The sequence below is a fragment of the Paenibacillus sp. sgz302115 genome, from assembly GCF_056120445.1.
The window spans coordinates 418,391-431,494 of record NZ_JBVYOK010000001.1 but is presented as its reverse complement, the minus strand read 5'-3'; the positions used below and the strand labels follow the sequence as shown (position 1 = coordinate 431,494).

Annotated in this window: 11 protein-coding genes and 2 riboswitches; of the genes, 4 read left to right on the top strand and 7 right to left on the bottom strand. The window is 53.7% G+C overall.

Annotation, left to right across the window (positions count from 1 at the left end; translation table 11 throughout):
- Nucleotides 1-16 precede the first annotated feature (16 nt).
- Both AC0LWN_RS01920 and AC0LWN_RS01915 read right to left on the bottom strand, forming a co-directional pair.
- The gene (locus tag AC0LWN_RS01920) at nt 17-1,192 is read right to left on the bottom strand and encodes a YARHG domain-containing protein (RefSeq protein ID WP_474662953.1); all 1,176 of its coding nucleotides are present in this window, start codon (nt 1,190-1,192) and stop codon (nt 17-19) included.
- Nucleotides 1,189-2,349 carry a DUF116 domain-containing protein gene (locus AC0LWN_RS01915; protein ID WP_474662952.1) on the bottom strand — a complete coding sequence of 387 codons (1,161 nt, stop codon included), beginning with the start codon at nt 2,347-2,349 and terminating at the stop codon, nt 1,189-1,191. The genes AC0LWN_RS01920 and AC0LWN_RS01915 overlap by 4 nt, the downstream gene beginning before the upstream one ends.
- A gap of 145 nt (nt 2,350-2,494) precedes the next feature.
- Between AC0LWN_RS01915 and AC0LWN_RS01910 the strand changes: the two genes are divergently transcribed.
- A complete protein-coding gene (locus tag AC0LWN_RS01910; protein WP_474662951.1) occupies nt 2,495-3,106 on the top strand; it encodes a P-loop nucleotide/nucleoside kinase family protein in 612 nt (203 codons plus the stop codon).
- Nucleotides 3,107-3,145: 39 nt separating this feature from the next.
- Here the strand turns inward: AC0LWN_RS01910 and AC0LWN_RS01905 are convergent, their stop codons facing one another.
- Genes AC0LWN_RS01905 through AC0LWN_RS01885 form a run of 5 tightly spaced genes read right to left on the bottom strand, consistent with a single transcriptional unit; the run spans nt 3,146 to nt 9,969 of the window.
- Nucleotides 3,146-3,541 (bottom strand): allophanate hydrolase-related protein, encoded by a 396-nt coding sequence (locus tag AC0LWN_RS01905; protein WP_474662950.1) that lies wholly within the window; start codon nt 3,539-3,541, stop codon nt 3,146-3,148.
- Nucleotides 3,538-4,902, bottom strand: coding sequence for an allophanate hydrolase (locus AC0LWN_RS01900; RefSeq protein ID WP_474662949.1), 1,365 nt, complete (start codon nt 4,900-4,902; stop codon nt 3,538-3,540). The genes AC0LWN_RS01905 and AC0LWN_RS01900 overlap by 4 nt, the downstream gene beginning before the upstream one ends.
- Nucleotides 4,903-4,920: 18 nt before the next feature.
- Nucleotides 4,921-8,529, bottom strand: a complete 3,609-nt coding sequence (gene uca / locus AC0LWN_RS01895; RefSeq protein WP_474662948.1) for an urea carboxylase — start codon at nt 8,527-8,529, stop codon at nt 4,921-4,923.
- A gap of 28 nt (nt 8,530-8,557) precedes the next feature.
- Entirely contained in the window at nt 8,558-9,214 is a 657-nt protein-coding gene (locus AC0LWN_RS01890; protein WP_474662947.1) for an urea amidolyase associated protein UAAP2, read from the bottom strand.
- A 32-nt stretch (nt 9,215-9,246) separates the two neighbouring features.
- The gene (locus AC0LWN_RS01885; protein WP_474662946.1) at nt 9,247-9,969 is read right to left on the bottom strand and encodes an urea amidolyase associated protein UAAP1; all 723 of its coding nucleotides are present in this window, start codon (nt 9,967-9,969) and stop codon (nt 9,247-9,249) included.
- A gap of 75 nt (nt 9,970-10,044) precedes the next feature.
- Nucleotides 10,045-10,152: riboswitch (guanidine-I (ykkC/yxkD leader) on the bottom strand.
- A gap of 195 nt (nt 10,153-10,347) precedes the next feature.
- A riboswitch (guanidine-I (ykkC/yxkD leader) is annotated at nt 10,348-10,453 on the top strand.
- Nucleotides 10,454-10,565: 112 nt separating this feature from the next.
- Here AC0LWN_RS01885 and AC0LWN_RS01880 point away from each other — a divergent pair.
- From AC0LWN_RS01880 to AC0LWN_RS01870, 3 genes are all read left to right on the top strand, one after another.
- Entirely contained in the window at nt 10,566-11,615 is a 1,050-nt protein-coding gene (locus AC0LWN_RS01880; protein WP_474662945.1) for an ABC transporter substrate-binding protein, read from the top strand.
- Nucleotides 11,616-11,630: 15 nt separating this feature from the next.
- Nucleotides 11,631-12,236 carry a cysteine hydrolase family protein gene (locus AC0LWN_RS01875; protein WP_474662944.1) on the top strand — a complete coding sequence of 202 codons (606 nt, stop codon included), beginning with the start codon at nt 11,631-11,633 and terminating at the stop codon, nt 12,234-12,236.
- A gap of 61 nt (nt 12,237-12,297) precedes the next feature.
- Nucleotides 12,298-13,104, top strand: a complete 807-nt coding sequence (locus tag AC0LWN_RS01870; protein WP_474662943.1) for an ABC transporter permease — start codon at nt 12,298-12,300, stop codon at nt 13,102-13,104.

The following is a 13,104-nucleotide window of genomic DNA, read 5'->3' as shown; positions in this document are numbered from 1 at the left end:
TCAGTTGTCAAATTAGCTACCCGTATAATAATCTTCCGTCAAAGCAATCGTTGATATCCGTATCCGTCCCGGAAAGCTTATCATTTTCAAGCCGAATCCAGCCGATTGTGCCGTTCTTCGTCTTAATCTTTCCATACTTCTTGGTGTCTCCGCCCAGAAAATAAACCGTCTCCCCCGGCTCTATCCATTTGAGGATATCCTGACTCCCGGAGGTTTTGTAAACCGGAAACCGCACTTTGGCGACCCAGGGAGTCGGCGGCTCCATAGGATAAAAATCTGCAGGAGCTTCTTTCCACAAGTGATTGCTGCCCAGCTTATATTTTTCAAGATAGAACCAGCATTGAAAATCATAGGCCTGTCTGGAAGAAATGGCGATTCCCCGCCCATCCATCGCTTGCACGTTTCCGGTATACCCGTCCAGAGTCCCCATGCTGATCAGCTTTTTTCCGTTGTAGTAATAGTAATTCGTGGAACGCTGCGCGCTTACATTGACATCCTCCAAGGCGAGCTCAAAATACGGGTCTTGGATATCGGCATCTACGATTTTGAAATAGGGTCTCGGCACAAAATTGGACAGAAAAAATTTCACTGAAGTATCATTCACCTTAAGCACCCATTCGTCATCTTCTTCATTGTGTTTGCTTAAGATCATTTGGATATGGTCAACTGTTCCGTCACCGTTTAGGTCCACATAGGCATTTTGAAGCCTCTTTGAATCCTTCTCATGAGGATAATCCAGCATATGATAATCTACATCCCACACCCGTTCCAGCTTGTTTGCTGCGAGCAGCTTTTCGTGTTGTTGAATCAGCTTGATATTCTTGCGCTCGATCTCTGACAGACCGTCTTTATAATCTGGATCGGGCTTGTACCAGCGTTTACCTGCAAAGAATGCTTTCAGGTCCGCCCGCTTAAACACCAATCCATGACGCGCAAATATCTCATTTCGAGCCAGCTCCAGCATTCTGCTGTCGATGTTGCTAAGATTGGCTTCAGTTAACAACGTTGTGCTGCTGTCTTGAAATATATAATCTCTGCCTTGAAAAGCTTCCGAATCCTTGCTTGGAACATTTTCCGTTATATGTATTTCCGGCGATTTCTCCGGCTGTGCGGCTTGCTCTGCATCACATCCGACAATCTGCAGCGGCAAGGCTGCTGTAAGAAATAAAAGTTGAAGTTTACGGCGATTCAATTTAGTTTGCCTCCCTCCCGCAAAATCCGCTCCAGCCGCTCCAGATCTATGCAGGTCTCGATGCCTTCCGGGTGCCAATGCTGCATACAGCCTGAATGATGGAGCAGCACACATTGCGGTTCGTATCCCATTTCTTTCGCTTTATATCCGCCGGAAATCAGATTCAGCACACAGGCGATACCGACGATACCGACCTCTCCCTTCTGAATGCGCTCCCGGCCGAACGCAGTCGAGGCATGCGGGATCATCAGCACCTTGCAGCCGTAGGCTGCAGCCATTTTCGTAGCAGCATTTACCCGGCAGTTCACGGAACAGCCTTTGCAGGCATATCCAGTCCCCTCTTGTACAGCCCGGCAAGCCTCAGCCGATTTATTGCGCATGCACACGGGGAGAAAGACCATTTTTTCTTTGGCTGCCAGGAAGGCATCATGAAAGACCCGGTTCATGATCTCAGCGCCCACCATATTCAGATGATACTCCACACGTGCGCGGCTGCAGAAGATGCGGTTTTCCTGCCATTTCAGGCGCTGCTGGTTACGTTCAATATATGAATCTACGCTGGTTGTGTAGCTGCCCAGACGCTCGACACTTTCGTGTTCGAACCAGATGGCTTTCTTTACTGCTTTTACCAACATACTGTCGCTTTCCCCATTCGGCAACCCCTTCATAAAATCCAGCCAGAGCGTGAGGCGTTTACACTCCTGCTCGAACTCTCCGCTCGCCTGCAGCCAGCCAACAAGTCGAGCGAACTCTTGCAAACGAATCCGCTCCTTGGGCTGTCTATGCCGTGCTAATATGGCGGTTCCGGCAAACCCTTTCAGCCGATCCACCGCTCTGCGCGCACCCGCGCTCCGTCCTTTTTGTCCGTAAATTGATGACAGCAGCCGTCCGGTAAACACACTGCCCGCAACCGCTCTATCTCCATAGACTTTCCATAATACACCAATCATCAAATATTCAAGGGCACACACGTCTGGAGCGAACGGTTCCAGCTTGCGGAGTGCAAGATAACGGCTGAATTTGCCTACAGCTTGTTCTGTATGCAATTTTGCCAGCACCTCATCGGTAAAAGCGGCAACATCCGCATAATAAGTTTCTGTCCCGCCACTGCTATCACTTAAAGAGTAGGTTAACGTTTCTATGAAGTTTTCACTCATAAAGATCACCTCTTGCTTAGCTATATGACCAAGATAGCATTTCCAGTGAAAGCTGTCAGTGATCGGACATGCTTCTACCAGCGATTTTATTGGCAAAAAATGATACGATAGTACAGATAAACCTGTGAGCTAAGGAGAACTCAAGATGAATCAGCTTGTATTTTTTCTGGGACCGGCAGGCGCGGGCAAAACCACACTGGCAAAAGCCGTAGCCACCCGCCGCAAAGCCGCTGTTTTGGATATGGATATTCTGCTGCGTCCTGCCGCCAATGCCATCATGACGATGCACGGACTGGACCCGGCGGACCGGGATTCCGCTGAATATAAACGGCTCTGCCGCGACCTGGGCTACCGGATTACAATGGATGCCGCGCTCGACAATATGGGGCTGGATTGTGATGTATATGTAGTTGGACCTTTTACCAAGGAAGCTGCAGATGCAGAGTGGATCAGTAGCGAATTGGCCCGGATAGGACGCTCCCTTCAGGATACCCAGGTCAAGGTAGTGCTGGTGGAGCTGGGGAGTGAGGAGCTGTACCGGGAGCGGATTGAGGGCAGACACTCGCAGCTGGATGACTGGAAATTCAACCACTGGAACGAATTCCGTTCTGCGCTGGGAAGCCGCGCGGTGGCATGGCCGCTTCCGGCCGGGAATATCCGGCGCATTGACAATTCGAACCCGGATGTTCAGGCTGCCGCCGCAGAAGTGGAAGAATTCATTTATGGAAGAGCCGAAAAAACCTTGCTGGCAGAATGAGCGCCAGGCAAGGTTTTTTTCGGTTACAATGGGGGGCGATTAGGTCTTGGAGATGTAGCTGCGCCAGCCGCTGAACGAGGTAATGTCTTCGGCGGTGTCTGCCGCGTAGCCTTCGCAAATGAAGCCGCTGACCTCTTCGCCGTTCTCCAGCTCCACCTTGCCGATGCCAAGCGGCGCAGGAATAGATGCGGTAAATGCGCCGAATGAAGCAAGCGGCATCTCCCACAGCTCCAGTCGGATGGAAGCTCCACCCTTCGTCTGCTTGATCAGCCCCGGCTTGGCCGGCACCGTCGGGAGCTTGTACAGCTTATATTTCGCTGCCGTTGCTGCCTCGCGCAGAAATTGCGCGCCGCTGCTGTTCATTTGCTGCTCAAGCGGCAATCCGCGCATGTGCAGGCCACATACCGCAACCGTAATCGTCTGCTGCTCCATCATTGCTCCCTCCCTCCATTCTTCGAATACAGCTTGGCAAAAGCGCGCAGCCGTCCCTCATCTTCAGCCGGTGTGAACAAGCTGATGCCGAACGGAAGGCTATCTTCCGCTTCACCCGCAGGCAGCGCCACCGCACAAAGATCCAGCAGATTGCAATGATTGGTATACAGTCCCATCTGGCTGTTCGTAAAGACCGGATCTTTCCGCACCTGATCCCGCGTCCAGGTTCCGCCTGCTGTCGGCAGCACAAGCACTGCGTCCTTCAGCAGCTTCCGCGCTTCAAGCTTGAAGGTCTGCAGCTTGTGCATGGCCTGGAAGACGGAGGCGGCAGTATACTCTGCTGCCGCTCCGGAGCGCAGAACGGTCTCCGTCACCGGGAAGGCCGTTCCGGGATTCGCTTCTATGAAGCTGCCGAGGTCGGCCCAGCGTTCGGCTACCCACGGACCGCCGTACAGAATCGCGGCGGCTTCCGAGAACATCGCGGTATCGACGGGAACTAGCGGAATCCCAAGCTCTTGCACACTCACGAGTGCGGATTCCCAGGCTTGTCTGTAGCTGTCAGCGAATGGCCCATAGAACATTGGCGTCTCTGCCGGAACCGCTATGCGCAGCGGCAGATTCTCTTCGGGCTGCGGCAGGGGGCGCGACCACGGATCATCTTCGTGGAAGCCGCTTGCCGTGCGGTCTACCTCAAGCGCATCCGCGAGCGTATGAGCCATAACGGTAACGCAGTCCAGGCTGGCACAGGCTGGAACGACGCCAACCGTCGGCCAGGAGCCCAGACTGGGCTTCCAGCCGACCAGGCCGTGCAGCGCGGCAGGCACGCGCCCGGAGCCGGCGGTGTCGGTTCCGAGCGCGAAAGCGGCCTGCCCCCGGGCAACGGCCACCGCGGAGCCGGAGCTGGAGCCGCCGCTGATCAGCTCCGGGCGCAGCGCGTTATGCGCTTCGCCGTAGGGACTGCGGGTACCGACGAGACCGGTGGCGAATTGGTCCAGGTTGCTTTTTCCGACCGGAATGGCTCCAGCGGCGATCAGACGTTCAACCACACCGGAATGCCGTTCAGGCATGTAGGAATATTCAGGGCACCCCGCCGTGGTTAGCACCCCGCCAAGGTCAATGTTGTCCTTGATGGCAAAGGGAATCCCCCAAAGCGGGTAATCCAGCGGATTCCGCGCAGACAAGCGGTCCAGGTAAGGCTGTATGAACTCCAGGTCCGGGGCTGTGATCCAAATATTCATCCTCTTGTCTCTGTCTGCGCGCAGAATAATTTCATGAATGATTTCGTATGGAGTAGTGTCCCCGCTCAGATAAGCAGTCCGCAATCCGGCTATCGTCAGTTTATGCGGGATATCCTTATTGTTCATTTGCTTGCCTCTCCTCTCTTAAGTGACAATACTGACCAGAAGCTGGCCCGCCTGCACAGTTTCACCTTGAGCGACATAGATCGCCTCAACCGTCCCTGAGGAGGTTGCCTTCTGATTGAATTCCATCTTCATGCTCTCCTGAATGACCAGCGTGTCGCCTTCATTGATGTGCTGGCCCGGGGCAACCATGATCTTCCACACACTGCCCGGCATGTCGCTGCGTACTCCGATTGTGCCGGGCGGCAGCTCCTGCTCAGCTTCCGGCTGTGCGTGGTCCTGCTCGGACATGTATTCGGCGAGCCCGAGCTTTTTCCAGTTCTCGCGTTCCGCTTGGAACGCACTCTGCTGGCGGGCCCGGAACTCGGCGGTGCTCTCTTCAATCGTTTCAAGGAAACCCAGATATTCGCCGAGATCGAAGGTAGTTTCTTCAATTTTTGCTTCAAATCGGCCAAGCAGGAAATCTTCGCGAAGCGTCAGCAGCTCCTCAGCGCTTACCGGATAGAACCGGATTTGATCGAAGAAGCGCAGTAGCCACGGCTTGCCTGGCTGGAAGCTGTCTGTAGATCTGAGGCGATTCCACATCTGGATGGTGCGTCCGACAAATTGATAGCCGCCCGGCCCCTCCATGCCGTACACACACAGGTAAGCTCCGCCGATGCCGACTGCATTTTCCGGGGTCCAGGTGCGGGCCGGATTGTATTTGGTTGTGACCAGCCGGTGGCGCGGATCAGTCGGCGTTGCCACTGGAGCGCCCAGATAGACATCTCCAAGGCCAAGCACAAGATAATTGGCTTCGAAAATGATTTTCTTGACGTCTTCAATGCTGTCCAGTCCGTTAATTCGGCGGATAAAGTCAATATTGCTCGGACACCAGGGGGCATCCGGCCGGACGGTTTGCTGGTAACGCTCAATCGCGATGCGGGTGGCGGGATCATCCCAGGATAACGGAAGATGCACAATCCGCGAAGGGACGCGGATGGATTCCAGCGGCGGCAGCGAGCGGTCGATCTCAGCAATGAGGAGCGCCGCTTCCTTGACGGTCATCCGTGATGCATCCAGATGAACCTGCAGGGAGCGGATGCCCGGAGTCAGGTCCATCACTGGAATTTCTCCATGCTCCTGAACTGCCTGCATCAGCGCATGAACCTGGAAGCGGAGCAGGAGATTCAGTTCCATATCCCCGTATTCCACCAGAAGGTTGGCATCTCCACTGGCGCGGATCGTAACCGCAAACTGGCGGCCCGCTGCTTCGTGATGAAGAATTGGGTAATCTGGTGCCACTTGGGTGCCAGCACCTTGCAGCGCAGGCAGATTAGCCCTGTTCTGGCCTGTCCCAAGCTCAAGCAGGAACTGCTCCTGTGCTTCACGGAGCCTCTCCGCTTCTTCCAGCGTCAGCAGCCGGAAGCTGACCTTGTCTCCCGGACGAAGCTGACCGATCTTCCAGAACTCCGCTGAAGCGGTAGTGACAGGGCAGACAAAGCCGCCAAGCGACGGTCCGTCCGGACCAAGCAGAATGGGCATATCGCCGGTAAGATCAAGAGCGCCTATTGAATAGGCGTTGTCATGGATGTTAGAGGGATGTAGTCCGGCATCGCCTCCATCCTCACGTGCCCAGAGCGGTGCCGGTCCCATCAGACGGACTCCGGTCCGGGAGCTGTTGAAATGCACCTCCCATTCGGTTCCGGTAAGCTGTTCCAAATAGGACGGATTCAGGAACTCCTCGGTGCAGTGAGGTCCCGGAACTACGCCGATTGACCAGTGCCGGACAAGTGCCGGACGGTTCCCGGGAAGCAGCTCCACTGCGGAGGGCAGGGCCGCCGCAGGCTTGACGCCCAGCACATCCCCCGTCCGCACTGCGCGCCCGCCATGTCCGCCGAAGCCGCCAAGCGTGAAGGTGGAGGCGCTGCCCAGAACCTGGGGCATATCCAGGCCGCCGCCAAGCAGCAGGTAAGCGCGCATTCCGCCCTGTGCCTCGCCGAACGCCAGCGTCTGGCCCGCTTCAGCCAGGACCGGGCGGAACATTGGAACAGGAAGACCGTCCAGCACTGGCTTCATATCGGCTCCAGTCAGACAGAACCACATGGCGCCGCGGAAGCGGTAAGTTCCGCCGCGCAAGGTCAGCTCAAGTCCGGGAGCAGTATCGGGATTGCCCAGAAGCTTGTTGCCGATCCGGAAGGCGAGCGGGTCCATCGGTCCGCAGGGGGGAACCCCCACATCCCAATAGCCAGTCCGTCCGGGATAATCCTGCACAGTAGTCTGTACTCCACCATCCAGTACCTCCAAGGCATGCTCGGATGGCGTGAATCCGTCCAGCAGCCGGGTATAGACACGTCCGGCAGTGAACTCCTGCTCTCGAAGCAGTTCGGCAATATAGGACAAATTCGTGGTCAAACCATAGAAGCGGCTCTCTGCCAGCGCCTCAGCAAGCTGATGAATGGCCTCTTCACGGCTCTTACCATGAACAATAATCTTCGCAAGCATCGGGTCATAGAGTGTTGTCACCTCTACACCATCTGTCACCCAGGTTTCATTGCGGGAGCTTTCCGAGAGTATTACTTGATCCAGCCGTCCCGCACTGGGGCGGAAATCACGCAGGCAGTCCTCGGCATAAATGCGGGCCTGGATGCTGTGCCCTTTCGGTTCAGGCACAAGCGCCTGCAGTCCGTGCAGCTCATCAGCAGCTTCACGAACCATCCATTCCACGAGATCGACGCCAAGCACTTCTTCGGTGACCCCATGCTCCACCTGCAGCCGGGTGTTCACCTCAAGGAAGTAAAAGGCCTCAGCATTCGGATCGTAGAGAAATTCGACCGTTCCGGCACTGCGGTAGCCAGCCGCTGCCGCCAGCATGCGGGCGGACTCCAGCAGTTCGGCCCTTACCCGCTGCGGCAGCAGCGGAGCCGGAGTCTCTTCAACCACCTTCTGGTTGCGCCGCTGAATCGAACAGTCCCGCTCACCCAGAACGGCGATTTCACCCGCCCGGTTGCCGAAGATTTGCACTTCGATATGCCGGGCTTTGGCGATGTATTTCTCTAAGAAGACACCGCCGTTATTGAAGTTGGACGCTGCCAGATGGGTTACGGCAGCGAAGGCTTCCCGCAGCTCTGACGCCGCACCGCAGATACGCATCCCGATCCCCCCGCCCCCGGCTGTGCTCTTGAGCATAACCGGATAGCCGATGGCTTCGGCTGCATGCAGCGCGTCCTCAAGTTCGGTCAGCAGCGGGGTTCCCGGAAGCAGCGGGACCCCGGCGGCTTCGGCGATTTCCCGGGCTGAGTGCTTAAGTCCGAACATCTCCATCTGCTCAGGCGATGGACCAATGAACACAATCCCCTGCTCCCGGCAGGCACGGGCAAATTCGGCATTCTCGCTCAGAAAGCCATAACCGGGATGAATCGCCTGCGCGCCGGTCTGCTTGGCAATCTGCAGGATCAGTTCAGCGTTCAGATAGCTGAACTGCGGAGCGCCTTCCCCGATCAGTACTGCTTCATCCGCTCCGGCAACATGAAGGCTGGCTTGATCTGCTTTGGTATAGACAGCTACAGAAGCAATTCCCATGGCCCTGAGCGTACGCTCAATGCGGACGGCGATTGCGCCTCTGTTCGCGATTAGCACTTTTGTAAACATAGTTGCCCTCCTCCCTGAAGATTTGATCTTATTTATCCCAGATTAGTACCTGCACCGGTGTCGGATTATAGGCATTGCAGGGGTTGTTAAGCTGCGGACAATTGCTGATCAGCACCGTGGTCCGGCGCTGTGCCTGCATCTCCACATAAGCACCGGGAGAGGATACCCCATCCTCGAAGGTCAAACCGCCTGCTGGGGTTACAGGCACATTCATGAAGAAATTTATGTTCGGCGCCAAATCGCGTTTGCTGTATTTGTGGCTCTCGGGGTGGCGTGACAGCTCGAGCATGAAAGTATCCCGGCAGTTATGCATATGCCCCTTCTCATGGGCATACCGCACGGTATTGCTCTGTGAAGAGCAGGCTCCCCCAAGCGTGTCATGACGTCCGCAGGTATCAGCCACTATGGTCGCAAGCGGCTGACCCGATTCGGTCATCAGCAGAGAGCCGGTGGTCAGATAGATATTCTTCTGGGCAGCGATAGATTGCACCGCGCTATAGTGATCTTCGGGATGCTCTGCATCATAGAGCAATGTATCCGCAGCCTGGTTGCCCTCCAGATCAACAATCCGCAGCACCTGACCCGGCTTCAGCTCCTGCATCCAGCCTTCACCTGCGGGGATGATCATGCTATATATTGCTTCATCAGCCTTACGGCTGCTTTCCACCCGATGAAATCCATTCATTTTTTTATCCTCCCTGTTACTATTGATGTCCTTCAGCCTTGAAGCGCGTAATACTTCCATGTATTTTCGAAGGCGCGCCGGTTCTCCGGCCGGGCGTTCACACATTCATCGTCCGCTTTCAGCGGTTCAGCATCCAGAATTTCGATTTTGACCGGAACCGAAGGAAAGACGCTGCTTGGATCAAATGGATTAGGAGTATTGGAAACCAGCAGCAGAATGTCCATTTCCGTACGCAATGTTACAGTGGAGCCCTCAGCACAATGCCCGTCTGCAAAATGCATATTTCCTTCCTCATCGCAGAAAATTTTGGAGAACAGATTGATGGCCGGTGACAAATCCCTGACCGCGAGACCATTACGCACCAGCTCTACGGAGAAATTGTCCTGGCCGCAGCGGTAACGTTCATTGCGCACCTCCTGGTAGCGGCTGATTCCATATTTGGCTTCCGTCACCGAACGCAAGGTATAACCGCCAAGCGGATCATGCCAGCCCAGAGAGTCCTGAACAATGCTGGCCATAGCGCGTCCGTTGTCGCTCATCAGCACATGGCCTTGAGTCAGGTGGGCAGTGTGCTGTGCCTTCAGGGTATCCGGCATGTTATAGCGCTCCGTTAAGTCCTGCATGTTGTACAGAAGAAGTGAAACATTGGCCCCCTGCTCCAAAGCCGTAAAGCGGACCAGCTTCCTCTTCCCGATTCTGCCTGACCATTTGCCTCCCGGAGTCATAGTTTCACTCCAATGCTGCTGCGATTTCATCCTGCTCATCTCCTCTAATGTCTGTATTATGGAAAAATAAAAGGGAGACATCACAAGACTTGGCGTCTCGATGATATCTCCCAGGTTTTTATCCTTCCGTGTCCGCTGGCCGCTCGGCGGCAAGCTGTCTACTCTCGGACCAGCCCCGGCTGCGGTGCCGGCGGAACCCTAGTAGACTATTAGTTATTCAATTAGAATCGCGATAGCTTTTACGTCAGTTAATATAACATTAGATTCATTTTTATGTCAAACAATAATTCGGAAAATGACATTTTTCAGCATTTTTCGGCACAATTACAGTGAATTTTATGTTTTTTTAAAGAAAAGCTTGTCAAAATAAAAATCTATATGTTAGTATACGTAACATAAATTAAAAACAAAACAGTTTACTAGGGTTCCGCCTTAACGGGGTCAGGTCCGAGAGTAAACCACTTGTTGCTTTTGGTAGCGGCATGTGACACGGAGGGATAAAAACCCGGGAGATTATTACCAAATAATCTTCCGGGTTTTTCATTTTACCTAAAATAACATAAGGAGGCAGCAGTTGGATTTAACGGATAGGACAGTAAATAATACATTATACGGAGGGTACCTAAATGAAAAAGCATCAAAAAGGATTTTTCGCACTCGCCATGTCCACTCTGCTGTTTATCGCCGGCTGTGGGGCGGGCAATGCGAACAATAAAAGTAATGATGCCGGCAACGCCGCAGCAACCACAGCGCCAACCACAGCCTCAAGCTCAGCCGCTCCGGCAGCAGATGATGTGAACATCCGTTTTGGCTACAGTCCATGGCTCGGTTCAGCCGGTGCGATTGTTGCCAACGAGAAGAAAATTTTTGCCGATAAAGGTGTAAATGTAGAATTTGTGCAAATGGAAGGCAATACGAAGGATGCGTTTATGTCCGGCAAGCTGGATGCGGTTGTCCAATCCCTTGACGCCGTTGTACAAATGAAAGCCACTGAAGATCCGAAGGACCCGGTTCAGGTTATTGCTGTTATTGACCGCTCCAAAGGTGCGGATGGAATTATTGCAAGCAAGGATGTCGCCACTCTGCAGGATCTCAAAGGCAAGGATGTTGCCGTATCCATCGGTTCAGTCGCCCACTTCCTGCTGTTGAATGCACTTCAGACGGTTAACATGAAGGAAAGCGATGTAAATATTGTCAATATGAATAACAACCTGGCCGGCTCCACCTTCATGGCAGGTAAAGTCGATGCAGCAGTAACCTGGGAGCCATACCTGTCCGAAGCCGCCGCCAAAGACGGACATCTGCTCTACTCCACTAAGGATGCGCCGAATTTGATCGTTGATGCACTGGTTGTCAAGAAGAGCATGATTGATGAGCACCCGGAAGCGCTGAAAGCAATGGTTGCTTCTTTTGATGAAGGACTGAAGCTGTTCAGCACTACCGATGAAGGCAAAAAAATCGTTGCCGATGCGCTTGGGATGGATGTTGCTGCTGTAGACAGTACGATTGCCACATTGGATCTGACGACCTCAGAGGCCTCCAAAACGATGCTGGTTGATAACAAGGCAGAATGGGAAACTACGATGAAGGGATTCTCCGCATTCTTCATGGACCAGAAGATCATCACCTCGCCAGTCGATCCTGCAGGCATTATCAATACGTTCCTATACCAATAAAAAGGAGAATGAATAATGGAAAAAGAATCGCGTAAAATCGTTGGCAATCCCGCCCTCCTGCTGGTTGACCCGCAAAAAGGAATCTACAAATCTCCCGCCAAGGATGTGGAAGCGTCCGTAGTAGCGCTGGAGCGTGTGCTGAAAGCTGCCAGGGAAGCTGGCATGCCGGTCATCTTCTTCCAGGAAATTCACCGCAAGGAAATGGTCGATTATGGCCGGGAGCTGGACGGAACCGAGAACATCCATTGCCTTGAGGGCTCGGAGTATATTGATATTATTGAGCGTCTGCAGCCTATTGATGGAGAGTTCACCAATATGAAGCGCCGGTATAGCTGCTTTTTCGGGACAGACCTGGACATTCTGCTGCGCGGGCTGAACATTCAAACGCTGATCATGGGGGGCTATTACACAGATGTCTGCGTACATTACACCGCTGTGGATGCCCATCAGCATGATTATTATATCCGCGTCCTTCATGACGCCTGCCGTGGCTCCAGTGATGAAGCACACGAAGCGTCTCTCAAGGCCATGACTTATCTGCAGCACGCATCCCGCACAAATTCCGATGAAATGGTTCCATTAATTGAAGCTTGGGGCAAAGCACAACGAGCATCCGTTTAATACGGGTGCTTGTCAACCATAAGTAATCCGCAAGGCTGCTTAACGGAGGGAGAGCTTTTAGATGAAGAAAAAGAACAACAGGCAGTTGTTCAAAATCCGCGGCGACATCAGCCGCAAGGTATATTTGATCACTGTAATTGCTACATTTGCCGCTATACTCGCGATTTGGAGCCTGCTCAGCTATGGGAATATGGTCAGCGCAACCTTTTTGCCGTCACCGGGAAAAGTATGGCAGTCCTTCACAACGAATCTGCAAGATGCGGATTTCTGGGGGTATGTCGGAATCAGCGCCTACCGTGTACTGATGGGCTATCTGCTAACCTGTCTGCTCGCTATTCCGCTCGGCATTCTGGCCGGTACGTTCAAAATTTTCGAAGCCATCATCGTGCCTGTAACCGAATTTATCCGCTATATGCCCGCTACGGCCTTCATTCCTTTAATTATTGTATGGATCGGGCTGGGTGAATCCGCCAAAATATCGGTGATCTTCGTTGGATGCTTCTTCCAGATGGTACTCATGGTTGCGGACAATGCCAAATCTGTCTCCGGCGAACTGCTTCAAGCTTCTTATACACTCGGTGCACGCAAAATCCAGGTACTCCGCAAGGTGCTGCTGCCAGCGTTGCTTCCGGATCTGATGAACTCGATGCGCCTGATCATGGGCTGGGCCTGGTCCTACCTGGTGGCGGCTGAGCTGTTCGCTGCAAGCTCGGGGCTTGGATTCATGATTATTCGCGCACAGCGTTATATGCAGACTGAGACTATTTTCATGGCGATTCTTATCATCGGACTGCTGGGGCTGATTATTGACCGGCTGTTCGCACTGCTCAACAAGAAGCTGTTCCCTTGGGCTGAAGGAGGACGATAA

What these genes read in the sequence shown, in the direction of transcription:
- AC0LWN_RS01885 (WP_474662946.1), bottom strand. Translation starts at nt 9,969, where the DNA reads ATGAAATCGCAGCAGCATTGGAGTGAAACTATGACTCCGGGAGGCAAA.
- AC0LWN_RS01890 (WP_474662947.1), bottom strand. Translation starts at nt 9,214, where the DNA reads ATGAATGGATTTCATCGGGTGGAAAGCAGCCGTAAGGCTGATGAAGCA.
- AC0LWN_RS01905 (WP_474662950.1), bottom strand. Translation starts at nt 3,541, where the DNA reads ATGATGGAGCAGCAGACGATTACGGTTGCGGTATGTGGCCTGCACATG.
- AC0LWN_RS01875 (WP_474662944.1), top strand. Translation starts at nt 11,631, where the DNA reads ATGGAAAAAGAATCGCGTAAAATCGTTGGCAATCCCGCCCTCCTGCTG.
- AC0LWN_RS01870 (WP_474662943.1), top strand. Translation starts at nt 12,298, where the DNA reads ATGAAGAAAAAGAACAACAGGCAGTTGTTCAAAATCCGCGGCGACATC.
- AC0LWN_RS01900 (WP_474662949.1), bottom strand. Translation starts at nt 4,902, where the DNA reads ATGAACAATAAGGATATCCCGCATAAACTGACGATAGCCGGATTGCGG.
- AC0LWN_RS01880 (WP_474662945.1), top strand. Translation starts at nt 10,566, where the DNA reads ATGAAAAAGCATCAAAAAGGATTTTTCGCACTCGCCATGTCCACTCTG.
- uca (WP_474662948.1), bottom strand. Translation starts at nt 8,529, where the DNA reads ATGTTTACAAAAGTGCTAATCGCGAACAGAGGCGCAATCGCCGTCCGC.
- AC0LWN_RS01910 (WP_474662951.1), top strand. Translation starts at nt 2,495, where the DNA reads ATGAATCAGCTTGTATTTTTTCTGGGACCGGCAGGCGCGGGCAAAACC.
- AC0LWN_RS01915 (WP_474662952.1), bottom strand. Translation starts at nt 2,349, where the DNA reads ATGAGTGAAAACTTCATAGAAACGTTAACCTACTCTTTAAGTGATAGC.